At 63.0% G+C, this 26,587-nt stretch carries 23 protein-coding genes; 10 read left to right on the forward strand and 13 right to left on the reverse strand.

Features of this window, described 5'->3' with window-relative positions; genetic code table 11:
* Positions 1 to 16: 16 nt before the first annotated feature.
* The 5 genes from ML540_RS15035 to ML540_RS15055 form a co-directional block, all read right to left on the reverse strand.
* Complete coding sequence (locus ML540_RS15035) at positions 17 to 976, reverse strand: phosphate/phosphite/phosphonate ABC transporter substrate-binding protein (protein ID WP_243362946.1); 960 nt, start codon at positions 974 to 976, stop codon at positions 17 to 19.
* 168 nt (positions 977 to 1,144) lie between these two features.
* Positions 1,145 to 1,921 carry a DUF169 domain-containing protein gene (locus ML540_RS15040; protein WP_243362949.1) on the reverse strand — a complete coding sequence of 259 codons (777 nt, stop codon included), beginning with the start codon at positions 1,919 to 1,921 and terminating at the stop codon, positions 1,145 to 1,147.
* A gap of 373 nt (positions 1,922 to 2,294) precedes the next feature.
* Positions 2,295 to 3,911 carry an NAD(P)H-hydrate dehydratase gene (locus ML540_RS15045; protein ID WP_341482665.1) on the reverse strand — a complete coding sequence of 539 codons (1,617 nt, stop codon included), beginning with the start codon at positions 3,909 to 3,911 and terminating at the stop codon, positions 2,295 to 2,297.
* Positions 3,908 to 4,282, reverse strand: coding sequence for a holo-[acyl-carrier-protein] synthase (locus ML540_RS15050; RefSeq protein WP_243362950.1), 375 nt, complete (start codon positions 4,280 to 4,282; stop codon positions 3,908 to 3,910). The genes ML540_RS15045 and ML540_RS15050 overlap by 4 nt, the downstream gene beginning before the upstream one ends.
* An 88-nt stretch (positions 4,283 to 4,370) precedes the next feature.
* Entirely contained in the window at positions 4,371 to 5,096 is a 726-nt protein-coding gene (locus ML540_RS15055) for a pyridoxine 5'-phosphate synthase (RefSeq protein WP_243362954.1), read from the reverse strand.
* A 151-nt stretch (positions 5,097 to 5,247) separates the two neighbouring features.
* Between ML540_RS15055 and ML540_RS15060 the strand changes: the two genes are divergently transcribed.
* Positions 5,248 to 6,585, forward strand: a complete 1,338-nt coding sequence (locus tag ML540_RS15060) for a UDP-glucose dehydrogenase family protein (protein ID WP_243362956.1) — start codon at positions 5,248 to 5,250, stop codon at positions 6,583 to 6,585.
* A gap of 271 nt (positions 6,586 to 6,856) precedes the next feature.
* Here the strand turns inward: ML540_RS15060 and ML540_RS15065 are convergent, their stop codons facing one another.
* Both ML540_RS15065 and ML540_RS15070 read right to left on the reverse strand, forming a co-directional pair.
* Positions 6,857 to 8,404, reverse strand: a complete 1,548-nt coding sequence (locus ML540_RS15065) for a methyl-accepting chemotaxis protein (RefSeq protein ID WP_243362958.1) — start codon at positions 8,402 to 8,404, stop codon at positions 6,857 to 6,859.
* A gap of 125 nt (positions 8,405 to 8,529) precedes the next feature.
* Positions 8,530 to 9,129: a nitroreductase family protein gene (locus tag ML540_RS15070; RefSeq protein ID WP_243362960.1), complete on the reverse strand. Its 600-nt coding sequence runs from the start codon at positions 9,127 to 9,129 to the stop codon at positions 8,530 to 8,532.
* Positions 9,130 to 9,448: 319 nt separating this feature from the next.
* Between ML540_RS15070 and ML540_RS15075 the strand changes: the two genes are divergently transcribed.
* Positions 9,449 to 9,814, forward strand: coding sequence for a PilZ domain-containing protein (locus tag ML540_RS15075; protein WP_243362966.1), 366 nt, complete (start codon positions 9,449 to 9,451; stop codon positions 9,812 to 9,814).
* Positions 9,815 to 9,836: 22 nt separating this feature from the next.
* Here the strand turns inward: ML540_RS15075 and ML540_RS15080 are convergent, their stop codons facing one another.
* The 3 genes from ML540_RS15080 to ML540_RS15090 all read right to left on the reverse strand — a co-directional run bounded on the left by ML540_RS15080 (position 9,837) and on the right by ML540_RS15090 (position 13,375).
* Complete coding sequence (locus ML540_RS15080; RefSeq protein ID WP_243362968.1) at positions 9,837 to 10,184, reverse strand: hypothetical protein; 348 nt, start codon at positions 10,182 to 10,184, stop codon at positions 9,837 to 9,839.
* A 116-nt stretch (positions 10,185 to 10,300) separates the two neighbouring features.
* A complete protein-coding gene (locus ML540_RS15085) occupies positions 10,301 to 11,320 on the reverse strand; it encodes a pepsin/retropepsin-like aspartic protease family protein (RefSeq protein ID WP_243362970.1) in 1,020 nt (339 codons plus the stop codon).
* Positions 11,321 to 11,362: 42 nt separating this feature from the next.
* Positions 11,363 to 13,375, reverse strand: coding sequence for a methyl-accepting chemotaxis protein (locus tag ML540_RS15090; RefSeq protein ID WP_243362973.1), 2,013 nt, complete (start codon positions 13,373 to 13,375; stop codon positions 11,363 to 11,365).
* Between the two features lie 603 nt (positions 13,376 to 13,978).
* Between ML540_RS15090 and ML540_RS15095 the strand changes: the two genes are divergently transcribed.
* The 7 genes from ML540_RS15095 to fliD all read left to right on the forward strand — a co-directional run bounded on the left by ML540_RS15095 (position 13,979) and on the right by fliD (position 22,658).
* Positions 13,979 to 14,551, forward strand: coding sequence for an RNA polymerase sigma factor (locus ML540_RS15095; protein ID WP_243362974.1), 573 nt, complete (start codon positions 13,979 to 13,981; stop codon positions 14,549 to 14,551).
* Positions 14,552 to 14,576: 25 nt separating this feature from the next.
* Positions 14,577 to 14,870, forward strand: a complete 294-nt coding sequence (locus ML540_RS15100; RefSeq protein WP_243362977.1) for an anti-sigma factor family protein — start codon at positions 14,577 to 14,579, stop codon at positions 14,868 to 14,870.
* A gap of 161 nt (positions 14,871 to 15,031) precedes the next feature.
* A complete protein-coding gene (locus ML540_RS15105) occupies positions 15,032 to 15,733 on the forward strand; it encodes a flagellar hook assembly protein FlgD (RefSeq protein ID WP_243362979.1) in 702 nt (233 codons plus the stop codon).
* 25 nt (positions 15,734 to 15,758) lie between these two features.
* Positions 15,759 to 17,327 (forward strand): flagellar basal-body rod protein FlgF, encoded by a 1,569-nt coding sequence (gene flgF, locus ML540_RS15110; RefSeq protein ID WP_243362988.1) that lies wholly within the window; start codon positions 15,759 to 15,761, stop codon positions 17,325 to 17,327.
* Positions 17,328 to 17,369: 42 nt separating this feature from the next.
* Positions 17,370 to 19,445 carry a flagellar hook-associated protein FlgK gene (gene flgK, locus ML540_RS15115; RefSeq protein ID WP_243362990.1) on the forward strand — a complete coding sequence of 692 codons (2,076 nt, stop codon included), beginning with the start codon at positions 17,370 to 17,372 and terminating at the stop codon, positions 19,443 to 19,445.
* A gap of 9 nt (positions 19,446 to 19,454) precedes the next feature.
* Positions 19,455 to 20,948: a flagellar hook-associated protein FlgL gene (gene flgL, locus ML540_RS15120; RefSeq protein ID WP_243362993.1), complete on the forward strand. Its 1,494-nt coding sequence runs from the start codon at positions 19,455 to 19,457 to the stop codon at positions 20,946 to 20,948.
* Between the two features lie 24 nt (positions 20,949 to 20,972).
* A complete protein-coding gene (gene fliD, locus ML540_RS15125; protein ID WP_243362995.1) occupies positions 20,973 to 22,658 on the forward strand; it encodes a flagellar filament capping protein FliD in 1,686 nt (561 codons plus the stop codon).
* Between the two features lie 104 nt (positions 22,659 to 22,762).
* On the opposite strand, the gene ML540_RS15130 is transcribed toward fliD, so the two are convergent.
* The 3 genes from ML540_RS15130 to ML540_RS15140 form a co-directional block, all read right to left on the reverse strand.
* Complete coding sequence (locus ML540_RS15130) at positions 22,763 to 23,044, reverse strand: anti-sigma factor family protein (RefSeq protein WP_243362998.1); 282 nt, start codon at positions 23,042 to 23,044, stop codon at positions 22,763 to 22,765.
* Positions 23,045 to 23,186: 142 nt separating this feature from the next.
* On the reverse strand, positions 23,187 to 23,753 hold the full coding sequence (locus ML540_RS15135) for an RNA polymerase sigma factor (protein ID WP_243363000.1): 567 nt from the start codon (positions 23,751 to 23,753) through the stop codon (positions 23,187 to 23,189).
* 491 nt (positions 23,754 to 24,244) lie between these two features.
* The gene (locus ML540_RS15140) at positions 24,245 to 24,799 is read right to left on the reverse strand and encodes a hypothetical protein (RefSeq protein WP_243363002.1); all 555 of its coding nucleotides are present in this window, start codon (positions 24,797 to 24,799) and stop codon (positions 24,245 to 24,247) included.
* Positions 24,800 to 25,316: 517 nt separating this feature from the next.
* Between ML540_RS15140 and ML540_RS15145 the strand changes: the two genes are divergently transcribed.
* A complete protein-coding gene (locus ML540_RS15145; protein WP_243363004.1) occupies positions 25,317 to 26,225 on the forward strand; it encodes a hypothetical protein in 909 nt (302 codons plus the stop codon).
* The last annotated feature ends 362 nt before the right edge of the window (positions 26,226 to 26,587 follow it).

Below are 26,587 nucleotides of genomic sequence, written 5' to 3' on the forward strand. Positions count from 1 at the left end.
TGCGAGCCCGTCCCGATTATTGGGGACTGTCCGCGCCGACGCGCGCCACCAGTTCGCGCACGGGGTCGTAGTCTTCATTGCGTGCCGGAATCACGGCCTGAATGTGCGCCGCTTCAAGGATGGGTGCTTGTCCGGGATCGTCCATGGACAGGGCCAGCAAGGCCTTTGAGATGGACTGGACCACATCCGGGGGCAGGCCTTGGCGCGCGACGAAGAGCCAGCCCGGGTACGCCTGGGAGGCGCCCAGGACGGAGATGGTCGAGATGTCGATGCGGTTGGCCAGGAGCTTCAGGGTCCCATCGCGTACCATGCCCACGTCGGAGAGCCCGGCGTGCACGGCCAGGACGACCTTTTCCTGCTTGCCGCCCGGGCCGGGAGGGAAAGTGACTTCAGAGAAGTCGGACATCTTCACCCCATTGTCCAGGAACAGCCCCATGGGAAAGAGGAAGCCGCCGGCGGAGGAGGGATCCACGGCAATGAGCCGCTTGCCGCGGCAGTCCTGGAGGGTCTTGATGGAGGGATTGTTCGCCCGAACGATGATCTCTCCCCGAAACTCGGGGGAGCCGCTGGGTTCGATTACACGTGCGAAGGCGAAGGCCCCGTTGGAGGCCATTTTCAGGAAGACGAACGGATTGACGTAGGAGATGTCGATCTCACCGCGCCGCACCATGGCGATATGTTCATCGAAAGTGGCCGGGAAGACCTGCCGTATGGGGAGGCCGGTAGCCTTGCTCAGGTAGGCCACCAGCTGATGGTGCCGGGCGTAGGAGATGGGATGGGAATACTGGGGCAGGTACGCGTACGTCAGCCCCTCTTGGGGCACGTGGTGCGAAAGTTCCCGCCGCTTGTCGAAGTCCACCTTGAGGGCCGTTTCCTGGTCCTTGCAGCCGGCCAGGAAGAGGCAGGCCAGCGCCAGGAGCGTCGCGGCGCAACGAGCGGCCGATCGCGTAACCGAGGTAGGCGTGCTGACTGCCATGCTCCGCAAAAGATAGTCACCGGGTTTGTGGAAGGCAAGAGCTTTGTATGGCCGGGAATGTCGGATACTTTCCACCCGCTCGACACCAGGATTGGATTGGTCCGGACCCTGCCCGGCGGCTTGTCCCCCGGCCCCCGGAAAGCGGATTCCGGGGGCCGGGGAGAAGAACTAGTTTTTCTTGAAGATGATGAGGGGGCAGTTCTTGCAGATGTCCGCTCCGGGGAAGCCGTCGCCGGGCCGGGTGATGGAACTGCTCCCGGCGTTGATGCGCTCCTGGAGCCGGTCGAAGACCGCCTTGAATTTCTTGCCGGGGATGATCACGTTGATCTCTCCGCGTTCGGTCTTGCCCGCGTTGTAGCTGCCGGAGCAGGCCGGGAGCATGTTGAATTCCTGCTCCTGCAGGGTGAAGACGTTGCCGCCGCAGGCGGACGAGTTCATGGTGATGCTCGGGCGCAACGGGTGGGTGTCCGTGGCGGCCATGTAGTCCACGGCCAGGTGGTACGCCTGCATGTTGTCGCAGTAGAAATGCACGGTGTCGGGCTCGTAGAGTCCGTCGATGCTGCCGAGCGGAGCCACGGCTATGCCCAGCAGCCCTTCCTTGAGGCGGGACTTGGATGTGACGAAACGCTCGGCCTGGGCCAGGTCGCGGGTGTATTTTGCGTGGCCCTTGATCTCGCCTTCGTCCAGGCCCTTCCAGCCGAAGCTGTACTTGGCGTTGGCGCAACCAAGGCCCTCGATGCCGGAGTAGACGATCTGACCCTTCATGCGCGCGCCGATTTCCCACTGGCAAAACGTCATGGGCTTGGCCGGCGTGACGATTTCAGGCGCGTTGTTCTGGAAATGGTCCAATTCCGCCTGATCGTAGAAGAATTTGACGGCGATGGGGTAGTGGTACAACCGCAATTCCCGCATCAGCACTTCCTGCATTTCCTTGTACGTCGTCATGAGGGGCTCTCCTTATGAACTGGTTGTCGGTCTTTCGGGCATACGGCAGTATTTCCGCCATGCGAACCCGCCAGCCGAAATCATGATGCTCCGCGAAATTTAGACTAGCTATCGGTGAGGGCTCGATCAAGGAATTGGGGAGGATTGTGAAATTGATAACTCAGTTCGTGGCGGAACCCGCCTGCGACGGCGCACAAGGCCGTCAGCTTGTGAAAGGTGACGTTTGAGGAGGGGGCAAGGCGAGGCGCGCGATGCCGAAAACGCCCGCCATGCCCGCGGTGCACGACCTGAAAGGCGGGGAAGGCGGCGGGCCGCGTGTTCCGGCCAGGCATCCGGCGCCGATGCCGGAAGCGCATTGTAGGCCATGACGCCTTCAGCTTTCGGCTTCGAGCCACTCCGTAAGGGCGCGGGGCAGGGCCTGGACGATCTCGGAGGCCAGATTTCCCCGGTAGGGGAAATCGCCGGACACCAGTCGTCCGGCGAGTCCGTGCCAATACACCCCCAGGCAGGCGGCCAGCAGCGGGGAAAGATCACGAGCCAAAAGGCTTCCGGCGACACCGGCCAGCACGTCGCCGGAACCGCCCACGGCCAAGTTGGGCTCGGCGAAGGGCGAGACGAACACCTGTCCCCCCTGTTCACCACCCTGGCAGACGGCCGAGGCGGGCCCCTTGAGGACCACGGCGGCTCCCGTGAGCTCCGCCAGCTTGCGGACCGAGGCCATGCGGTCGCGCTCCACCTCTTCGATGGAGACGCCCAGCAGCCGGGCCGCCTCGCCGGGATGGGGCGTGGCCACGGCGTTCTGAATCGGCCGGGGATCGGCGGCCAGCCAGTACAGGGCGTCGGCGTCCCACACGCAGGGCGGAAGCTCCGTGCCCAAGGCGGCAAGGAAGGCTTTCGCGCCCTCGTCGCGCCCAAGGCCAGGCCCCAGGACAATGGCGTCGAACTGGCCCAGGCGCTCTTTCAGGATGCGGCCCATGTCCGCGTTCCAGTGGTCGCCTTCGCCCAGCGGCATGGTCATGACGTCCGGGTTGCCGGACTTGAGCGTGGGCTCGATGCCCCGGGGGCAGGCAACGGTTACCAGGCCCGCACCGGCCCGCAGCGCCCCCATGGCGGCCAGAAGCGGAGCGCCGGTGAGCCCTGGGGAGCCTCCCGCGATCAGCAGCCTTCCCGCCGCGCCCTTGTGCATGGACGGATCGAGCCCGGGCAGCATGAGCGCCAGTCCCGGGGTCATCAGGTGCTGGGCCGGGGGATGGGCCTCCTGCACGGCGCGCGGGATGCCGATCTTGCGCACCACGAGCTCGCCCACGTATTCCGAGGCCTGGGGCAGGCACAGGCCCAGCTTGGCGGCCTCGAAGGTGACGGTCATGCTTGCGATCACTGTGGATCCTGACGGATTGCCGGTGAGCCCGGAAAGCCCGGAGGGGATGTCCAGGGCCAGCACGAAGGCGCGCTCGCCCAGGCGGTTCACCATGTCGATGAGGGCGGCGTATTCGGGGCGCGGCTCGCCCGCGAGCCCGGTCCCTAACAGGCCGTCCACCACGATGTCCGGAGCCGCACCGCCGAACGCGTCCATCCCGAGGCCGGGCAGCGCCGCCTGAACCGAACCGGACGCATCGGCCCCGGGGGCGGTTTTCCCGCGTCCGATCTGGCGCACGGCCACGCCCGCCCGTTTGGCCAGGCGCAGGTGGAAGCCTGGAGCCCCGGCGAAGTTCTTGGCCGGGCGGGTGAGCAGGAGCGTCACCTCAGCCCCGGCGTCGTGCAGGTGCCGAGCCAGGGCCACGGCGTCGCCGCCGTTGTTGCCGGGGCCGGCGAAACACAGGACGGTCTTGCCGCGCAGGTCCCCGAGCTTGTCTTCCAGGGCGTGCAGGGCCTCGCGGCTGGCGTTCTCCATGAGCATGGCCGTAGCCAGGCCCATGTGCGCGGCAGCCTTGTCCCAGGCGTTCATTTCCGCCGGGGTGAGCAGTGGAGAGAAGAGCAGGGTGTCGATCACGGGGCCTCCAGCACCACCACGGCGGCGGCAACGTCGCGGCCGTGGGTCAGGCTGACATGCGTGTGCGTCACGCCAAGGGACATGGCCCGCTCGCGGGCGTGGCCGTGGAAGAGCACGCGCGGCTTGCCCAGGGCGTCGGCGGTCACCTCTATTTCCTTATACCATACGCCGCCGCGAAATCCCGTGCCCAGGGCCTTGGCCCCGGCCTCCTTGGCCGCGAAACGAGCCGCCAGGAAGGGCACGGCCTTGGCGGGCATGGCCGCGCGCTCCGCCGGGGTCAATATCTTTTCGAGGAAGCGCTCGCCGTGGCGCTCGTACACCTTGGCGATGCGGTCCAGTTCGGTCACGTCCATGCCCAGGCCGACTATCATGGTCACATCCCATAAACGGGATTCCAAAGGGCGAAGCCCTTTGGCCGCCGGAGGCTTCCCCCCGTCGACCCCCCGCACATTAACCCGTTTAGTCCACGAATCCCCGGATGATCCCGGCCATCTTCTCCACCGCTTCGGTGATGCCTGTGAGCACCGCGCGCGAGATGATGCTGTGGCCGATGGAATACTCGCTCACGCCCGGCACCTTGGCGAAGGCCCAGACGTTGTCGTAGTTGAGCCCGTGGCCCAAGTTCACCTTGAGCCCTAGCTCGCGCCCCAGGCGGATGCCTTCGACCACTTTGGCCAGCTCGCGCTGTTGGTCCTTGGGGGTAGGCGCGTCGGCATAGGCCCCGGTGTGTATCTCGATGTACTGCGCCCCGGCGTCTTTGGCGGCCCTGATCTGGTCCGGGTCCGCGTCGATGAACAGGCTCGAGCCGATGCCCGTATCGTGCAGCGGGGCCAGGAACTTCGCCAGCTCCTCCTCGCGCCCCACGCAGTTGAGCCCGCCCTCGGTGGTCAGCTCCTGGCGCTTTTCCGGCACCAGGCAGACCATGTCCGGCTTTATCCCCAGGGCCAGGCGGTGCATCTCGGGGGTGGCGGCCATCTCCAGGTGCAGCCGGGTCTTGAGCATCTGGCGCAGAAGCGCCACGTCGCGGTCCTGGATGTGGCGGCGGTCCTCGCGCAGGTGGACGATGATGGCCCGGGCTCCGGCCATCTCGGCCAGGTGCGCGGCCGTGACCGGTTCAGGTTCCCGACCGAGCCTGGCCTGGCGCAGCGTGGCGACGTGATCAACGTTGACGGCCAATATGGGCATGGAAAAGCTCCTTGCAATCTCTTGGAAAATGTATCCCATATCGCCTGCGCCTTCCATATTCAAGTTGCCTGTTGACAAACCTTCCCGACGCTCGTATCGGAGGCTGCCCAATTTGAGGGCCTCAACCTAAAAGAACGGAGATGCGCGGATTATGAACCTGTGCATAGTTGGAACTGGTTATGTCGGCCTCGTGAGCGCCGCTTGTTTCGCCGAGATGGGCAACGACGTCTGCTGCGTGGACATCAACCCCAAGGTTGTCGAGAACCTGCGCAACGGCAAGGTGCACATCTACGAGCCCGGCCTGGACGAGATCGTCAAGCGCAATACCGAGCAGGGCCGCCTGAAGTTCACCACCTCCATCGCCGAAGGCATGGAAGGCGCGCTGTTCGTGTTCGTGTGCGTCGGCACCCCCTCCAAGGCCGACGGTTCCTGCGACCTGAGCTACGTCTACCAGGTCGGCAAGGAAATCGGTCAGAACATGACCGACTATAAGATCGTGGTCGACAAATCCACCGTGCCAGTGGGCACCGCCGACAAGATGCGCGCCATCATCGGCGAAGAGCTCAAGGCCCGGAATGTCTCCATCGAATACGATGTGGTCTCCAACCCCGAGTTCCTCAAGGAAGGCGACGCCGTCAGCGACTTTCTCAAGCCCGACCGCGTGGTCGTCGGCACCGAGAACGTCCGTACCGCCGAGCTCTTGAAGGCCCTCTACGGACCCTTCGCCCGCAGCCGCGACAAGGTCATCGTCATGAGCGTGCGCTCTGCCGAAATGACCAAGTACGCCGCCAACTGCATGCTGGCCACCAAGATATCCTTCATCAACGAGATCTCCAACATCTGCGAGCGCGTGGGCGCCGACGTGCGCGACGTGCGCATGGGCATCGGCTCCGACAGCCGCATCGGCTACCAGTTCATCTACCCCGGCATGGGCTACGGCGGCTCCTGCTTCCCCAAGGACGTCAAGGCGCTCATCGACACCTCGCGCCAGTACGAGTTCGAGCCCCAGCTGCTCGCCTCCGTGGATGAAGTGAACAACCGCCAGAAGCATGTGCTCTCGCGCAAGGTCCTGAACTACTTCGAGCCGCAGGGCGGCGTGAAGGGCAAGACCCTGGCCATCTGGGGCCTGGCCTTCAAGGCCAACACCGACGACGTGCGCGAAGCCGCCGCGTTCGAGCTCATCCGCGACCTTACCGCCAAGGGCATGAAGATTCGCTGCTTCGACCCCGTCGCCGGGCCCAACACCCGCAAGGAGTTCGAAGGCAACGAGCTGGTCGAGGTGGTGGACGAGCAGTACGCCGTGCTGGAAGGCGCCACCGCCCTGGCCGTGGTCACCGAGTGGAACCAGTTCCGCAACCCGGACTTCGACCGCATCAAGAAGAGCCTCAAGGCTCCCCTGATCTTCGACGGCCGCAACCTGTACTCGCCGAGCCTGCTGGGCGAAATGGGCTTCGCCTATTTCTGCATCGGCCGCCGCGACCCCAAGTAACGAAGGCGGGAAGAGGGGAGGCGGGGCTTTGCCCCGAACCCCGCAAGGGCTCCGCCCTTGACCCGCCAGGGGGATCATCCCCCTGGACCCTGCAATAAACGCCGCCCTGTCGGCCGGAAGACCGGCCGACAGGGCGGCGTCATTTTTTGACTCCAGAACGCGAGAATAACGCGTTCGACGCGAAGCTATAACGGGTCCAGGGAACGAAGTTCCCTGGCGGGAGAGTCCAGAGAGGGCGGCGCCCTCTCTGGACGCCGGAGGCCTCTTGCTCTTACTCTCCGCCGAGTCTTTCCACGAGCAATGAGAGCGAGCCGGCCGTGCCTGCCAGTTCGTGCACGGCTTGGGCCGCATTGTCCATGCCGCCCGAGGCCTGGTCGGCAATGCGGCGGACCTCTTCCATTTCCGACGCCGCCAATTGGGCGCCTTGGGATTGGACGTCCACGGCCGCCGCGATTTCCTGGGCCCGATCGGCGTTTGCGCGAGCCATCTCCACGATGCCCGCCAAGGCCTGGCCTGATTCCGCCGCCAGCTTGGTGCTCTGGGCGATGAGCTCCCCGGTCGAGTGCATCCTTTCCAGGTTGATCGTGGCCATCTCTTGAATGTCGCCAATGCTTTCGCCCACTTCTCGGGTGGCGGTCATGGTTTTTTCGGCCAGCTTGCGTACTTCGTCCGCCACCACGGCGAAGCCGCGCCCGGCGTCACCGGCGCGGGCGGCCTCGATGGCGGCGTTGAGGGCCAGGAGGTTGGTCTGGTCCGCTATGTCCGAGATCATGTCCAGGATGCGCCCGATGGAATCCGTGCGCGCTGACAGCGTGGACATGCTGGCCGCCAGGTCTTTGGCGTTGCTGTCCACGAGATTGATGGACTCCATGGACTGTTCGACCACCTGGAATCCCTGCTGGGCTTGCGTCTGCGTTTTCAAGGCCTCTGCCGACGCCTCCTCGGCGTAAGCGGTCACCTGGGCCGCTGCGTCGTGAAGGTCCTTGACCGCCATCGCGGCTTCGTTGGTCCGCCGTCCCTGTTCGCGCGCTCCGCTTGCCACCTGGGTTATCTCCCGGTCCAGGCTTTCGCTCGCGCTGAGCAGCCCCCGCGTGATGCCTTCCATTTCCCTGGCTGCGTTCAACATGCTTTCGGCGCGTTCAAGGGCGAGTTTCTCATTGGCGCGTACTGCGGTGAGGTCGCTGTAGACGCACAGGCCGCCGATGAGCCGGCCGTCGAGATCGTAGAGCTTGCGCCGGTCCGCCTGGAGGGTGACCTCGCGCCCCTGGCGGCCGGTGAGCACCGTTTCGCCGGTGATGGCGTCCTGGGGTTCGCGCATGACCTTGGCCACGTTGGTGTCGCGGGAGGAGTCCTGGTAGAAGAATTCGCCGGCCTTGCGGCCCAGCCAGCCGGCAGCCTGGCCGGGGACCTGGAGCATATCCAGCGCGGGCTGGTTGATATGGGTGATGCGGGCGTCGTGGTCCACTGTGAGCATGGGCAGGGGGAAACCCTGCACCACGGACCGGGCCAGGCCGAGGTCTTTCTTGAGGTTCCCGGTGGCGGTGCTCAGCTTGGAGGCCAGGGACGCGAACTCGGGGACGGCGGGGGATGGCGGTTCGGCCTGGTAGTCGCCCTTGGACAGGGCGTCCAGGAACGGCTCGAAGGATTTCAGCGCGGCTGCCGTGCGGAGGTGAGAAAGCCAGATCAGCCCGGTCGCGGCCAGGGAGAGCGCGAAGAAAAGCCACGTCAAGGAGACTGTGGCCAGCATGAGAAGGGGGCCGGCAAGGGCGGCCGCACCTGCCGCTACGGCGAGAAATCGAAGGGATGAAAACCAACGCATGGCCACCTCCGACGATACCGGAAATTGTTGTCTGGGCGCAGAGAGAAATCCGAAGCTTGGCGACAGTCTCGGCGGATTCAGAGGCCGTCACGGTTGGACCGGACGGCCTCTGAATCCGCTTGAAATCAGGACCAGGTTTCCTGCTTGATCCTTTCGGGCTTGATACGAGTGGTTTCCTTCCAGCCCGGCTTTTCGGGCCAGCCCAGGCAGACGAAGGCAAAGGGCATGATGGTCTGCGGGATGGAGAGCAGGGTGCGGTATTTGGCCATGCGGTCCTCGTCGGGGTAGGCCACGGTCCAGACGCCGCCCAGGCCCAAGGCATTGGCGGCCAGGAGCAGGTTCTGGGTGGCGGCGGAGCAGTCAAGGGGCCAGGTTCCCTGGGCCTTGGCGATACCCGGCTCTCCGCAGACCAGGATGCCCGCGGCGGCGCCCTCGGCGGGCTTCGAACCGGCCTGGGTGAACGCCTTCAGCTTGTCGCGGTTCTTGACCACCACGAAATGCCAGGGCTGCTCGTTGTGGGCGGAGGGGGCCAGCATGGCCGCTTCCAGGACCTGTTTGATCAGGTCGTCGCTCACGGGCTTGTCCAGGTACTTGCGCATGGAGCGCCTGGTCTGGATGCATTCGAGGGCGTCCATGCCCTTGGCCTGCTGGGCGAAGGCGGTGCCCGTGGCCAGCACGGGCAAGGCTGCGGCGAGGCCGAGGACGGTTCTGCGTTTGATGCTCATGAATTGTCCCTCCCGGAATGAGATTGGCTGGCGCACGCGCCGGCTCCAAGAAGGTCGGCTGATGGCGGCGTCCGGTTTCATGTCATGTCTCGCGCAAGGGCGCCGTCAGTTCCGGGTGGACTTCGGCCCGAGGCATGCTATGGTTGGGCCGGCCACATCGGAATTGCTTTCAATTCTATGCGCGATCCCGAGGTCTGGTCAAGAAATCCGAATGGACGGCGAGGGAATTCCAACGTTTTCGAACATTCGATTTTTTGCTAGCGTTATTCCTGCGTTGGAGGACCCGATTGGAAGCGAACGACGGTATCGGGAGGAGGGCATGACGTTGAACAAGCGGAAACGCAGCCGTGTCGATACCGGATTCGATGCGGTGGTGTCGTGCGGCGGGATCGAGAAGCACAACGTGAAAGTGCGGAACCTGAGCCTCAAGGGCATGCTCTGCGAGCCAGACCATCGCATCGAGTGCATCAAGGACTGCAGCGTCACCATCGTGCTTTCGCGGTCCATCTCCTTCACCATCGAAGCCCGAATGATCCGCAACGACGAGAAGGGGTTGGCGCTGGATTTCGAGAGCATGGACGAGAAGGCCTTCTTCCATCTTCGAAATATCGTCCGTTACCACTCGCTGGACCCGGACGCCATCGACAAGGAATTATCTCTCCCCGCATTCAAGCCCCGGACCTGACTCCACTGTTTCCAACGGCCGGTCAGTGCGTCATGCCGTTGCTGCCGTGGTCTTCCTTGACGGTCTGCTGGGGGTGGAAGTGGAGCTTGATTTCCTGCCCCGGCATCTCCTCGAGCACGTACGATCCCGAGAGTCCCAGATCCAGACCCAGTTCCTCCGCCCGCGCGTAAAGGGTGAGCGCGGCCAGCGCGGCTTTGTCCGGCGGGCATTCGCGGTTGAAGCACAAGAGGAGGAGCGCGTCGTCCTTGGCGTCTATGACCAGGAAAAGGTTGTGCTCGACGAAATAGATGTCGTCGATGGCGTGCGTGACCTTGAGGCCAAGGCTTGCGAGCAGGGAATTGATCGTATCCAGAGATGTGGAATCGCTCATGTCGAAGGTCCTTGCGTGATTGCCGCGTTGGCGGTCCGTGCTTCATAGCGCCAGGGAGGGCGGTTTGCAAAGCGTTGCGCGGCCGTCAGCGTACCGGATAGCCGGTCGCTGATGCCTTAGCGGGCGGGGCGGATGCCGATGGCGTTGTTCTTGAGGTCGTAGAGGAAATCCAGGATCTGGAAGTATCCCGCACCCAGGATGCATTTGTCTTCGCTGCCCTGGACGACGCGCGTCAGGCCGGACCAGGGCGCCGTTTCGGCCGTCGCCGCGATGGGCGCCATGCCTTGCGCCTGGATGTCGATTTTAGAGCCTGGCCGCAATACGCCGTTCTGGAGCAGCAGGCCCGGGGCCGGAAGCGAGTGCGTCTCCAGCAGGTTCATGGAACTCCCCGAATCGAAGAGGATCTTGCAGCACTGCCTGGCCTGCCCGGCCTCTCCCACTGAAATGCACGCGTTTATGGCGTTGTATTTGAAGAACGCGTCCTTCCAGTTCAAGGTCAGGGCCATGCGGGGCATGGGAAACATAGTGAACCCCTGCCGGTTCTCCGGCGTGAGCCCGAGCGTCAGGCTGGACGGTTTTCCATTGCGGCCGCCACGAATGATGAAGCCGTTGGAAAGCGGGGAAGGGAGCTCTGCCAGGGGGTTGTCCAGAGTGCTGATGTCGCCCAGACCCACGCCGATGATGCCGCCGAAGCCCGCGGACCGAAGGTTCTTGGCCGGGCAGTCGGGCTTGTTCTTGGCGCAGGTGGCGCGGTCCACCGCGAGCAGGAACACCGGCCCGGCCGACGCGACCGGGCCGAAGCTGACCGGCGCCTTGACGACCTCGCCGTCGAAGATCGTCCCGTCCAGAAAACCCTGCTTCACCCGCCGCCCGGTCCTCGTGATCCCCTGCTTGCCGAGACGGTCCGACATGATCATCAGACCTTTCGATCCCGTGTCCAGAAGCAGCATCACTGGTTCTCCGCCAGCGACCCGCACCTGAAGCCAGTATCCGATCCGCCTGCCGTCCGGGATTCTGTCGGCCAGGGGCACCTGGGCCGTCTCCAGGGCGGACGCGGCGCCGGCCACTGCCAGGAGGAGCAGGGCACAGACGGCGAATATGAAAGCCGGACAGGGCCTGATGCGCGTAAACGTCATGATGTGCAGCCGTCTGTGCCTGTTGATTCCCGGTTAATGGGGCTAGGCCGCCAGGGCCTTGGCTCCCTTGAAGACGATTTCCGCCCTGGCCGAGCCGTCCCGTTCCGGTGTCACCGTGATGCTCACCGGTTCCCGGAAGAATTCGGCCGCGCCCTTCAGGATGCCTTCATAGTAGTCCCCGTAGCCGCGCTTGGAATGGTAGGTCATGATCAGCCTGCCCCCCTGGTCCTCGTAGGTGAAGCGGGGCGGGTGGATGCCCGGGAAGTCCTTGGTGAGTTGGGCGTGGGTGTCGTTCATGGTCAGGAAAAATTCCTTGAGATTGCCCATCTTGAAGTAGCGTTTGTACATCTTGTGGAACTGGGGGACGGTGTAGCGGCCAAGCCCCAGGAAGATGTCCCGGACGCTCTTGCCCGTGTGGCGCGAGGCGATTTCGGCCATCTGCATGAGCACCTGGTCCGGATAGCTCTGCCCAGGCAGGAAGGTGGGGCGTCCCATCTCTTCGAGCATGCTTTCGCATACGCCGGAATCGAGCTCGCGGCAGAGGAAATCCCGCATGAGCTTGGGAAGCACGCCCTTCATCTCCCCCTTGGAGGCGCGCAGCTTGCTCTTGTCGCTCCCCGCGCCCATGAACTGCTGGGAGAGGGTCAGGAGCTCCTGGGAGAGCTGGGCCAGTTCCCGTGTGGCCTGGGCGGTCTGCACGGCCCCCTCTTCGGATTCGGAGGCAACCGTGGCGATGTCCTCGATGCTGCGGTTGATCTCTTCGGCAGCGGCGGACTGCTGCTCGGCCGCCGTGGCGATCTGGGCGACCTGCCCGGTCATGTCGTCGATGCGCTGCTTGATCTGTTCGAGTTCCTGTCCCGCCTTGTTCGTCGACCCGGTGCTCGACTCCACGTGGCGTTCGGTCTCCTGCATGGAGGCTACGCTTCTGCGCGAGCCGTCCTGGATGGAACGGATGGAATCGCCCACTTCCTTGGTGGCGTTCATGGTCTTTTCGGCCAGCTTGCGCACCTCGTCGGCCACCACGGCGAAGCCGCGACCGGCTTCACCGGCACGGGCGGCCTCGATGGCCGCGTTCAGGGCCAGGAGGTTGGTCTGGTCGGCGATGTCGTTGATGACGCCGATGATGCGCCCGATCTCGCCGGCCTGGCCGTCCAGGGTGGCGAGCATCTGGCCCAGGGTGCGGGTGGATTCGGACACGCGGGTGATGCCGTCCACGGCCTCGCCCACCTTGCGCATGCCCGAGGTCGCGGCCTCGTTGGCGGCGGTGGCGGATTGGGAGGAAACGGAGGCGTTCCTGGCCACCTCCATGACGGTGGAGGTCATCTCCTCCATGGCGGTGGCCACGGTTTCCGACTGGCGTTTCTGCCGCGTGGCTCCGCGCGCCTGCTCGTCGGCGGTGGCGGAGAGCTCTTCCGAGGCCGAGGCCACCCGTTGGGCAAGGTCGTTCACCTCCTGGCCGAGCAGAATCATCTTCTTGCCCGACTCCTCGATCTGGGTCTGCTGCTTTTTTGATTCGGTGAGGTCCACCATGGACATGACGGCCCCGAGAACCTCGCCGCTCGCCGTCTTGATGCAGTCGATGTGCATCCAGACGTACGCGGCGCGACCGTTCCAAAGGGTGATCTCGAACTCCTCGGACAGCTTGGCCTTGTCCCGAATGACCTCCTCGGTGTGGGAGGCTCCGGAGCGGTTGTAGAACGCCTCGCCCACGGTGCGCCCCAGGACTTCCTTCTCGGGCCTGCCCAGGAAGGCCAGCAGGGACTGGCTGGTGTGGGTGATGAGCCCTTTCTCGTCGCACATCAGGAAGGGGGTGCCCAGCGCGTGCACCGCGCCCCGGTAGAATTCGCGGCGACGCATGTTGAATCCGATCACGTCCGAGGCCAGGGCGGCCAGTTCGCCGTATTTGGGCCACTCGGCTATTTCGCGCAGGAGGAATTCACGCTTACGCGAATTGACCAGCGCAAGCCCCGCGCGCAGTTGTTCGAGAGGCGTGTGCACGGAGGCGGCCACGAACCAGGACACCACCGCCCCAGCCACCGCCAGTCCTGCCGCCACGTAGACGTTCCCCGACAAATATGCCGCCAGGATCAAAACGCACAGACCTAAGCCGAGTAAAAATATCTTCTGGCCTGTTGGCATTACACCCTACCTTGCAGTTGTGGTCCGTTCCGGAAACATCCTCCGGGAGGGAGCCGAGTTGTCAGCGTTGGCATTTCCCCGGCCGAGCGGACGTGGTCCCGTGCTCGATGCTTGGCCGGCGCAGGTTTCTCGATCCAGGAAAAACACCCACGGCCGGGGGCCGTGGTTCACGATCCCAGCCATAGCCTACTTGCCCGCCGGACCACAAGGCGAAGGCGGCTTCGCTGAGGGGGGTGCGGAAAATTAGTCAGACCACCGCTCGTGTTCCAGCCATGCCGTGGACCGCAGGGGGGGATTGCGGGCGTTCCTTGTGGGCGTGGCGACCGGTGGAGCCGCCGCGGACCGTGCGTGCGCGCGGGTTCCGGGTCCCGAGCCCACTCTTTTTCGCATTTCTTTTCCCGGCCGTGGATGATCGGCGTTTTCCCCCTCGTATATCCAGTCAGGAATGCGAAAAAGACAATCGGCGTCTTGATCGTTTCAAATTCTGGATGGAAGTTCCGTATGCTTTGGAGGGGACGTATGCAGCAGGTCAATTACGATTTCGATTTCGCCACAGAGCTCATGTCGAAGGTGTTCATGGTGAGCGGCAATACGGCGCGCGATGCCTGGAACATGGTGGACAAGGTAGTGCGCATCTGTTTGAATAAACATGCTGGAAGAGAGTATGAAGACGATGTTGTCCGTGTGAAGGGACTCATCGTGAAGAGACTCGTCGACGAAATAGAACACCCTTCGTACTTCAACGGCGGTGAGAAGTGCTCCGTGCAGACCTGCATCGTGGTGATGTCCCGGGAAATCACACTCAACTACGTGCGTAACGCGCACTACGCCAAGTCCTCCATCTCCGACGTGTTCAAGGCCATGAACGTGGATGTGGCCGGGGCGCAGTACTACCTGGACGCATTGGACGAGATGTTCTCACCCTCCCAGAAGTGCGTGTTGCGTCTGATCTACGGCGAGGGCTGCTCAGTGGATCAGGCGGCCGGAATGCTCGGCGTCTCCTCCGGGGAAGTCCGCTCCCTGCAGTGGCAGGCCCTGGAACGCCTGCAGGAACGCTGGCAGGCCCTGAAAAACGGCTCGGAACTCCAGTAGCTTTCGGGATCATGAGGATCAAGCCGTGAAATGCCCTGGAATGAACGAGATGGCCGCCTTCCTGGACCAGGCCCAGAGCAGGGAGGAGGAGGCCCATTGGCGCGAGCACTTCCGCCGGTGCGCCAAGTGCCGCAAGGCCGTGGATGAACTCCGGGCTCTGTTGTGCCCGGAACCCATTGAGCCTGACGACGGCTGCCTGGAGAACGGCAAGGCGCTTGTGGGGCGGGGATGCCCGCCGTCCTCGGGACTGCCCCTGACCTCGAGAGGCATGTCCTTCTCCGGTTTCGCAATGCATGTCCTGAACATCGGAGGAAACTGAACATCTTGATCTGATTGAACACGCACTCGATACGCGACGCAAAGCAAAGAAAGATTTTACGCCGATTGTCTTCTTCGCATTCCCGGTCGCAGATTCCCCGCAGTGAAACGCATCACTGCGGAAATGACGGGAAACGTGCAGCGAAAGAGGAGGCAATCGACATGCTCGACACCACTTCGTACTTAAACAGCATCCAGACTGGCGCGACGAGCAGCTCCGGCAGTTCGAGCAGCAGCTCCAGCAGTTCGTCCTCCACATCCATGGGACAGGACGACTTCCTGAAAATCCTGGTGACGCAGCTCCAGACCCAGGACCCCTTCAACTCCATGGACACCACCCAAATGGTGGGCCAGCTGACCCAGTTCTCCATGCTGGAGCAGCTGACTAACATGAACACCACCCTGACCTCGGGACTCTCGGCGCTCTCCCTCCAGACCGCTACCAGCGCCTCGGCCTACATTGGCAAGACGGTCATGGCCTCGGGGTATTCGTTGTCGGTTTCGAGCGGGTCCGCATCCTCGTGCTCCTACACGCTTGGTTCCGACGCCACCTCGGTCAAGGCCTACGTCTACGACTCACAGGGCGACGTGGTGCGCACCGTGGACATCGGCACCAAGAAGTCCGGCACCTACGACTTCCAGTGGGACGGCAAGGACTCCAACGGCAAGAGCGTGGACGACGGAACCTACTCCCTGGCCATCGTGGGCAAGGATTCCAGCAACAGCGACGTCAAGGCCAGCACCACGATCTCCGGCGTGGTCAGCGGCGTCTCGGTGTCCAGCGGAACCATCAAGCTCACGCTCAAGGACGGGCGCGAAGTGGCCCTCTCCAACATCAGCAGCGTGACCGACACCGACGCCTAGCGTCCCCCAAAAAAGGAGATCCGCCATGTCCCTCATGTCAGCCATGTATGACGGCATATCCGGCCTCACCGCCCACAGCCAGGCCATGTCCGTGGTGGGCAACAACCTCGCCAACTCGAGCACCATGGGGTTCAAGCGCACCACCACCCAGTTCGAGGACTTCTTCTACCAGAACGTCACCACCGGCAGCACCTTCGGGCAGGTGGGCCTGGGCACGGACATAGCCAGCCTCTACGGGGACTTCTCCCAGGGGGCCTTCCAGTCCACCGGCAACGCCACGGACCTGGCCATCAGCGGAAGCGGGTTCTTCATGGTGAACAATCCCAACAGCGGCTCCACCTACTACACCCGGGCCGGCAACTTCGAATTCAACAAGAACGGCTATCTGGTGGACCCCAACGGCTACGTGGTCCAGGGCTGGAAAGCCTACACGGACACCACCAGCGGCTCCGTGACCAACGTGGGCGCCCTCGGCGACATCCACCTGACCAGTTTCCAGATAAGCCCTTCGGCCACCACCAAGCTCAGGATGGTCACCAACCTCAACAAAAGCGCCACCGAGAGCACCACCGACGCCACCGACCCCTACTTCGCCCTGTTCAAGACCTGGGACGGCCAGTCCGACCCGGCCCTGTCCGACACCAGCTACTCCTACCAGAGCACCCTCAAGGTTTACGACAAGGCCGGCGCCGCCCACGACGTCACCGTCTATTACGACAAGGTGAGCAACGCGAGCGGCGACAACATCTGGGAATACGTCGTGGCCAGCGACCCCACCGAGGACGGCCGGACCATAAACGGCGTCAAGACAAGCTCCACTTCAGCCGCCGGCCTTCTCATGATGGGCACGCTGACCTTTGATTCCACCGGCAGCCTCAAGAACATGAGCGCCTTCACCCTGAATTCCAACGCCTCCGGCAACCTGAAGTCGCTCACCAACTGGACTCCGGCCAACTTCTCCTCCGACGGCTACCCGGTGTTCACGGCCAACTTCGTGGCCGCCTCCAACGCCAGCGTCACCACGGCCTCGAACGCGTCGAGCATCAAGCTGGACCTGGGCATACACAGCTCGTCCAGGTACGGCGGCTGGACAAGCTCCGTGACGGACGCGTCCATGGTCGGCACCAACGCCGGCAGCCTGCCGCAGATAACCACCGCCAAGATCGACGACACCACCACCACGGCCTATTCGAGCTCGTTCAGCATCGTGGACGAATCCCAGGACGGATACGCCTCCGGCTACCTCCAGAGCGTGAAGGTCACTTCCGACGGCGTGGTCACGGGGGTCTACTCCAACAACCAGACCAAGAACCTCTTCGTGGTGGGCCTGGCCAACTTCACCAACCTCCAGGGGCTGCAGCGCGAGGGGAGCAACCTCTTCAGCAAGACCTCCGAATCGGGCGACCCGCGCATCGGCACGGCCAACAGCACCGGCCTGGGCAGCATCGCCTCGGGGGAACTGGAGCAGTCCAACGTGGATACGGCCACGGAGATGGTCAACATGATCAGTTACCAGCGCGGTTTCCAAGCCAACAGCAAGGTCATCAGCACCGTTGACCAGATGCTCACCGAAGTCATCCAGCTCAAGAGATAGCGAGGCGCAGCGAACCCCTGGCGCGCCAGGAACGGGACAACCATGCTGAACAACCTGCTGAACATCGGCCAATCGGCCCTCTCCAACTTCCAGGTGGCTTTGAACGTCACCGGAGGAAACGTCACCAACGCCTCCACCACGGGCTATTCGCGCCGCTCGGTGGACCTGGCCACCAACGGCGTGACCGTGGACGGCGTGGGGACCGGGAGCACCGTCCAGGCCATCCTGCGGTCGTTCAACGCCTTTCTGGAGCGGCGCTGCCTGGAGCAGTCCTCCGAAAGCTCCTACCAGAACGTCATCAACTCCAATTTGGCCCAGGTTGAGGAGCTCTTCAACGACTCGGACACCACGGGCATATCCTCGTCCCTGGACACCTTCCTGACAGCCCTGGAGAGCCTCTCCGCCAGCGCGTCCAACGCCTCCTCGCGCACCGAGACCATCGAGTCGGCCAATTCGCTGGCCGAAATGCTCAATTCATTGCAATCCAGCCTAGATTCAGTGAACTCGTCGGTCGATTCCTTCATCTCCAGCCAGGTGGACACGGTCAACGGCCTGCTCAAGCAGATCGCGTCCGTCAACAAGGCCATAGGCGGCTCGAGCAGCGCCAGCGCCCTGTACGATCAGCGCGACGAACTGGTCCGGGAACTGGCCACCTACGTGGACGTGAACGCGTCCTACCAGTCCAACGGGCAGGTCCGGCTGACCACTGGCGAGGGGCAGACCCTGGTCGACGGGGCCAATACATACTCCTTCAAGGTGGAGGGCCCCAAGAGCACAGCCGCCCTGAGCGCCGGTTCGGGTTTCGACGGCAAGCTCTATTTTGAGGGCAGTTCCAACGACGAGTTCACGGTCAAGTTCCTCACCTCGGGCGACACTTCGGGCGGGTCCAACGCGGCAACCTACCAGGTGTCCCTGGACGGGGGAAAGACCTGGGTCAAGGGCGACGACGGCAACCCCAAGGTGTTCAAGGCCGGGGACGTGAACAACAAGGAAACCGTGGACGGGGTTTCCATCTGGTTCGGCACGGCCACGGACGAGAACACAGCTCCCAGCACCTCCTTGAGCGCCGGGGACAAGTTCGACGTCATGCCCAAGAGCGGCATCTACTGGGTTACGGCCAGCGGCGGCGAGGTGAACGTCACCCCGCTCACGGGCAGCAGTTCGGCCAACCGCCTGAGCGGCGGGACCCTCGCCGGGCTCTTCGCCCTGCGCGATCAGTACGTGGGGCAGTACCAGGACACCCTGGACTCCTTCGCGGAAAACCTCATCTGGAGCGTCAACCGCGAGCACAGCCAGGGCGCGGGGCTCACGGCCATGTCCTCGGTCACCGGGAACTACGCCGTGACCAGCACCAGCCAGCCCCTCAGCAACAGCGGGCTGCACTGGGCCGACAAGCTGACCTCCGGCAACATCTCCATCGCGCTCTACGATTCCTCCACGGGGGACAACCTCTCCGTCTCGGCCCTTGATTTCAGCTCCATCAACCCTCCCGGGATATCCAACTTCGACCCCTCCGTGCATTCCCTGGAGGACGTCCGCGACGCCATCAACACCACCTATTCCGGCAAGCTCACCGCCAGCATCGCGGACGGCAAGCTCTCCATCAGCGCGGCCAGCGGAGTGAAGTTCCAGGTGGCGGAGGACACCTCCGGGCTTCTGGCCGGGCTTGGCATCAACACATTCTTTTCGGGCACCGACGCGAGCTCCGTAGCCGTGTCCTCGGAGGTGGCAAACGATACGTCGCGGCTGTGCGCCGGCCACGTCAACGGCAACGGCGAAGTCACCTCCGGGGACAACACCACGGCCCTTGCGCTGGCGGGGCTGGCCAAGTCCAGCCTGACGTTCTCCTCCTCCAGGGGATCGGTGTCCAACACCCTCTCGGGCTACCTGAACACGCTGGTCTCCAAGGTGGGCGCGGACGCCTCGGCGGCTTCCACCAGCTACACCTATGCATCGACCCTCTCCACCGACCTTGAGACGCAACGCGAATCCTCTTCCGGCGTGAACCTGGACGAGGAGCTCACCCGGCTCATGCAGTACCAGCAGAACTATCAGGCCGCCGCCAAACTCATCCAGACGGCCAGCGACATGTTCGATACGATTCTCAACTTGAAATAGGAGGCAGCCATGCGAATATCGCAGAACATGATCTACTCCTCCTCCATTCAGTACATGAACAGCGCCCTGACACAGTTGGCGAGGGCGCAGGAAGAGAACTCGACCCAGAAAAAGATCAATCGTCCTTCGGACGATCCGGCGGGATATGCGGAGGCCAGGAAGCTCAACACCATCGTCAAGACCCTGGACCAGTACTCCGACAACATCACCACGGCCAAAAGCTGGCTCAACCAGGCCGACTCCACCCTGGTGGAGGCCAGCACGGTGATGACCAGCATCAAGGGGCTGGCCACCCAGGCGGCCACGGGCACGCTCACCGCCGCAAACCGGCAGCAGATCGCCACCCAGGTGCGCGACCTCTTCTCCGAAATGCTCTCCTTGGCCAACACTTCGGTGAGCGGCAACAGCATCTTCGCCGGGCAAAAGACCGACGGAGCGGCCTTCACCCAGGTGCTCTCGGCCACGGTAAAGGATTCGAGCCTCACCCAGGACGCCGTGGTCAGCGTGAGCGGTGCCAGCGATTCCAGCGTGCTGGTGCACTTCTCCAACAGCGGAGCCATCGGCGGCGCGGCGGGCATCGCCTACGCCTACTCCAGCGACGGCGGCACAACCTGGACCTCGAGAACCCTCGCGGCCGGAAGCTCCACCCTGACTCTGGGCGGCTGCTCCGTGACGCTGAAAAACGGCTCGGCGGTCACGGCCACCGGCAGCGGCAGCGGAACGTCGCTGACCCTGCGTCCGTCCGCGCTCTATCTGGGGGACGACCAGGACGGGGCCACGGTGCGCCAATACGGTGCGTCACCTGTCAGCGCCTCGGCGGAAGGGGCGTTCACCGGAAACGTGACCGTGCGCATCGCCAGCAACGCGAGCCTGCCCGGGCCCATCAGCTACTCTTACAGCCTGGACGGCGGCATGAACTGGGTGAGCGGCAACGTGTCCAGCAACGCTCGGCTGCCGGTGCCCGGAGGCTTCCTGACGCTCGCCTCCAACGGGGGCAGCGCCCTGGCCGCCGGGGACCAGTTCACCATCGTGCCCGACACGGCGAAGATCATGGTGAACATCTCTCCCACCGGTTCGGTTGCCATCAACAATGTCGGGAAGGACGTGTTCGGCGGGCTCTACAAGGCCGCCGGGGCCAGCAACGCCTCTGTGGTGTTTGCCTCCAACGCGGCCCAGAACGTCTTCGAGACCATAGGCTCGCTCATCGGCCATCTGGAGACCAACGACATGGACGGCGTGGCCGACGACCTTCAGAACCTGGCCACCGCCCAGGCCCATCTGGAGAACGCCGCCGCAAGCGTCGGGGCCAGGGAGAACCGCCTGGACTTCGCCTCCAACACCATCTCGGTGCTGCGCGACAACACCGAGACATCGCTCAGCGCCGTGGAGGACGTGGACGTCACCCAGGCGCTCATCGAGCTGTCCAAATACCAGTACGCCTACCAGAGCGTGCTGGCCTCGTCCTCCAAGATCATGGGGATGAGCCTGCTCAACTATCTCTAAACGGGACGTAGCGGAGGAAAAGCCATGGCCATTGGGGACGCCACAGGCGGGCTGAGCACATCCGGCGGCATCTATTTCACCGGTATCGGCAGCGGCACCGACTTCAGCACCATGATCGACAAGCTGGTGTCCGTGGAGCAGACCCGCGTGGCCACCTACCAGACCTGGAAACAGACCTGGGCGGACAAGAACACCGCGCTCAAGTCCCTGAATACGACGCTCCTGAGCCTGCGCACGACTCTGCAGGGCATGGACACCATGAACGAGTTCCTGAAGAAGACGGCCACGTCGTCGGACACGGACGTGCTCACCGCCACCGCCACGGGGGCGGCGGACACGGGCACGTGCACCTTCACGGTGAAGCAGCTGGCCAAGAACAAGGTGATGGTCACGACCTCCGGTTATTCCTCCCTTACACAGGACATCAACCAGACCCAGGCGACGGCGAAATTCGTTTACACCTACAAGGGCGTCACGGTTTCCAACAGCATCCCCGCGGCCGCCACGCTCACGGACCTGGTGAACATCCTGGACGCCCAGTCGTCCAACACGGGAATCCGGGCGTCCACGATCTACGACGGAAGCAAGTACTACCTGCAGTTCAGGGGGCTGGACACAGGCGCGGCATCCGATCTGGTGATCTCGAGCGCCAGCACGCTTTCGGGGTTCACCTCCTCCGATTTCCAGACCACGCAGAAGAACCAGGACGCTCTGCTCAAGCTGAACGGCTGGCCCGCGGCGAGCGACGCCTACATAAGCCGGGCGAGCAATACCGTCAGCGACCTTGTGGACGGGGTGACCATGTACCTGAAGTCGTCCGGGGCGGGGACCATCACGACGGAAACCGACGTGGACTCCGTGGTGGAGAACGTTTCGTCCTTCGTGACCAAGATCAACACCGTCATCACCGAGCTCCAGGATCTCACCAAGTACGACTCCACCAACAAGCAGGGGTCCATCCTGACGGGGAACTACAGCCTGCAGATGATCAGCGACGTGATCAACAACATAACCGGAGCGGTGGGGAAGGGGTTCAGCACCAAGCGCGACATCTATTCCTCCCTGTCGCCTTTGGGCCTTTCCACGGACGCCGACGAAGGGTCCGACACCTTCGGGCAGATCGTGTTCGACGAGGACACGTTCCGGGCGGTCATGGCCTCCAACGCCCTGGCCGTGGGAAAGATATTCTCCGCACAGTACCTGGGCGACACCGACAGCTCCGAGTGCACCTACACGTCGTTCGTGGACGGGATAACCAAGGCTGGCACCTATTCCGTCAACTACACCGTTTCGGGGGGCAAATTGACTTCAGCCACGATCAACGGACACCAGGCGACCTTCTCGTCCAACAGCAACACCATCACCGGAATGTACGGATACGATGAAGGAGGCATGGTGCTTACGGTGAACGATTTTACGGACGGAACCTACGTCAACACCGCCTACGTCAGGGAAGGGAAGTTCACGGAAATGGTGGACGAACTCGGGGATCTGACCAATTCCACCAGCGGTCCCATCACCATCATCGAGAACAACTACGATGATATCCAGACAAACATTCAGAAAAAAATCGACAACGAGAACGTTCGAATAGCCGAGATGGCTCAGCATCTAAAAGATCAATATTCACGACTGGACACGCTGCTTGGGAAATACAGCCAGATACAGACCAGCTTGTCCTCGCAGATCACCCAGCTCAGTTCGAGCTAGTGTGTCGTCCTTCAGGGCGGCCCGGCGCGCAAGTCGCGCGGGCAGGGCTGGCGTCCCGTGGAAAGGTTTGCTGGAGAGCGTGTCGGTGGCGGGCAGGGGGGCGGTCAGTCCCTGACGAGCTTTTTGGCGCGCTCGGCCACGCTCTGGACCGTGGCCTGGTCCTCGGAGTCGGGCTCCAGGCCGGACATGATGGCCCGCAACTCCTCCACGGCCTGTCCGCACTTGCGGCAACGGGCCAGGTGCGCATCCGCGAGCCGGCGTTCCCGGGCGTCCAGGGTGTCGTCCAGATAGGCCGCAAGGGTCATGGCGTCCAAGCAGACGCTGAAATCCTCGGGTGTGGCCCCGTCCTTGGGCAAGGGTGTGTTCGCGCCGCCGTCCTGTGGCATGCCTGCTCCCGTGATTTCCGCTGGTTACACCGTGTGGTGGCCTTCGGGCTCAATATCGCGCGGAATTTCCATGGTCAAGGAGCCTGGCCGTGGAGAGAATCGGCTGGAAAGACCGATTACTTTAGGTCGCGAATGAAGGGAGTCAGGCTGGGCGGGAGGTTCCGTAATATTCGCGCAGCCTGGTCAAGGCCTGGTGCTTGAGGCTGCGCACCGTCTGGGACTGAACCCGCAGCGCGCCCGCGATTTCGGAGACATCCATGTCCTCGTCGAAGAGCATCCGCAGGATCTGGCCTTGGCGCTCGGAGAGGATGCCTGGGGGCAGGTCCAGAAGGCCGGCGGGACGTACGTCACGCTCGGCGGGCATTTCCTCGTCCAATTCCACCGTCACGCGGCCGTTCTCGGGACGACGCAGGAAGTCGATGGCCGCCGACCTGGCCACCACCGTCAGCCAGGTGCCCAGGGAGGCCCGGTCGCGGTCGTAGGAGCGCAGCAGCCTGAAGTCGTCCTTGACCAGCCGCAGGAAGATATCCTGGACCACGTCGCGCGCGTCCTCCGCGCCGCAGGATTGCGAGCGCATGCGCAACGTGCGCAGGGCCACGGAGTAGAGCAGGCCTGCGTGGGTATCGACGAATTGGTCCCAGGCGGCCTTTTCCCCCCGCGTCACCCTGTCGATGTCGATGGATGAGCTCCGATCGCGTTCCTGAAGCATTGTGTAACACCCTGGGATACTTCGTTAACAATTTCAGCCTGTCCGCCTGCACGATGCCTGGCGAACTAGGAAAAAATTTCCCCACGGGATGTAGAGCATCATTCGTGCCGGTGCGGCGGGCCAGGGCTGAAGCTCCTGTGCGCATCCGCCCAGTTACGTAGAGGGAGCTGCCGGGCGTACGGTTTCACCCGGTAGCAAGGTTTTTCGCATTGGAAGGACGCAGGCGCGCCAACTAGGCGAATGGGAGAGGAAAAAAAGGCGATGCTTTCAAGGAGGCCGCTGTGCGCCACGCATGCGTGCGCGGCGCTTGCGTCGCCGTACGCAGGGCGGTTCGTGCAGTCCGGGTGTCCCGCCGCCGCACCTCCCGCGTCCGTCGCCCTCCCAGACTCCCCGGACGCCTTCCCCTCGCGGGGAAGCGGAGTTGCGGCCGCAAGCGCGTTGCCTCTCCCGGGACGGGATCGTCCTGGAGGCACGGCTCCCGCCGGACAGCGCTAGGCGCTGGCCGAGCCCGTGGCCGTGACGCTGGTCGATGCGACCGTGCTGCTCGAGGTCGTGCTCGTGGACGAGCTCGAGGTGGTCCCGGACAGCGCGTCGGAGATGATGGTGTTGACCGTGCCGAAGGTGGATTCCATGCTGCTCTTGTTGAACGCCGACATGTTCTTGGAGAGGCCGGAGCCGTTCATGGATCCACTGGGGGGAGACTTGGGCTTCAGGCTGTCCATGCTGCCGGTCTTGGCGGCGTCGGCGAAGCCCGACGCCATGTCGCTCAGCATGTTGGCCGCGCCAGTGTCGGTGGTGTTCTTTGCCTGCTCCGACAGCTTGTCGGAGATGGTCTGGGCCACTTCCTTGAATTTTTCCGGATCGCTCGACTGGAGCTGCTTGAGCTTGTTCATCAGCTGTCCGCCCTCGGAAATATTTGCCGAGTCGGTTCCCTGTCCCTGGGCGAGCGCGTCCGTCACCGACGTCGTCTGCACTTCTCCCGTGCCGCTGATGAGTCCGATTGAGGCCAGCTGGTTCGATCCGGAGAGGCTTGAGATGGTGCTCATGGCACTGTCCTCCTTGATGAGATTAGCAAGCATATCGGATGTATCGTGAAAAAGTTTAGAGCTGTGGCAATGCATTGTATATCTAATGAACGTGCTATTTGCTGTGCATATCAAGAATGAGTTTTATTATAATATAGTTTATTATTTTGAATAGTTACGCCATTAGGAGGCGGTTTTTCACTCGTCTCCGGAACGTCCGGATACCGGGAGATTCCAAGAAAAATAATCGTTAATTTTTAGTTAGATATGCGAAACAAGGCTTCTGGCAGCGTCAGCCTCTGATGCACGATTTTGTAATAACATACTGAAATATTATATTAAAAAGTTTCATGTTTTTTTTGTTTTGAGTGTAACTTTTTTAAACTAGCATGTAAGATATCTAGATAATTGAATATAAATACGTATTTTGTCCGGCTTTGAAGTTGCTTTTTAGAGGGATGCGACGGCGGCTTGAGGTAGACGGAAAAATTTTCCCATCTCCGAAAAGGTTACAACATTTTTTCATGGAGGTTAAGTCATGAACGTCAGTAGCGTTTCAAGTTACAATCCACTATCCGCCATATATGGGATACAACAGGTTGATTCCAGCGATATTGCTTCGAACCTGAACTCGTCGGATTCGATCCAGTCGAGCGGGGACAAGACGAAGTTCTCCCAGATGGGGCAGATGATGAGCGAACTCATGCAGCTGCAATCCACCGATCCGGACAAGTTCAAGGAGGTCGCCCAGAAGATTTCGGACGACCTGGCCGCCCAGGCAGCCAGTTCCAGCGACTCGACGCAGACCTCCATGCTGAGCGAGATGTCCACCAAGTTCGCCACGGCGGCCAAGACCGGCAGCATGGACAGCCTTAAGCCGTCCGGGAGCCACCGCGGAGGAAAGTCGGGGCGCGCCTCCGGTTCCAGCGGGCAGGACGCCATGGACACCTTGACCAGCACCATCGCCAGCGAGCTCTCCAGCCTCTCCAACGCCAGCACCCTGGCCAGCTCCAACGCGGGCCTCTCCAGCATGGGCGGTCCCGAGGGCATGCGGTATCTGATGGACCAGCTCAAGGAGCTCCAGACGTCTGATCCGGCCAAGTTCAAGGAACTCAGCCAGAAGATCTCGGACGACCTGGCCACCCAGGCCCAGAACTCCACAGATCCCGGGACGACCGCCATGCTCACCGACATGTCGTCGAAATTCTCCAGCGCCGCCCAGTCCGGCAGCATGGACAGCCTCAAACCGTCCACGCCTCCGCCTCCGCCGCCCATGGCCGATATGGGAAGCTCCTCTTCCAGCAGCAGCGATTCGGGATCGAGCACCAGCAGCTCGCTCTTGAGCGCGGACCAGCAGGCCCAGTCGCTGTTCGCCAGGATTCAGCAGCTGATGGCCAACGATCTGTCCTACTTCACAGCGTCTACGGGAACGGTTTCGAGTTCATAATCCGGAAGCCTTGGGAAGGGACTCCAGCAGGGCCGGTGGGCAGGTGTTTTCGATGGATCAGGGGAACGAGCGCAAAATTTCGGACAGTGCTTGTCTCGAATCCGGGACACGGACACGGATGTCCAACTGTTCCCCAAGCGCGGCCAGACCCGCGCGATGCGAACCCGTCCAGGATGATGGGGGCACAAGCGCGGGGAGTCGGCCATGCCCGCGCGGTGCCGGCATCCGGGATACCTCGCGAATGAGCCTCTCAAGCCCGCGCGCCGCCGAGACGCGGCTGACGCCTGGCCCGTGGGAAGGAACACCCGCGCGGCCACGGAACCAGCGTAGGGAAACGGCTGGCCGTCAAAATCGCTGAAGCC

Origin of the sequence: Fundidesulfovibrio terrae (genome assembly GCF_022808915.1) — a bacterium.
Lineage (GTDB): Bacteria > Desulfobacterota > Desulfovibrionia > Desulfovibrionales > Desulfovibrionaceae > Fundidesulfovibrio > Fundidesulfovibrio terrae.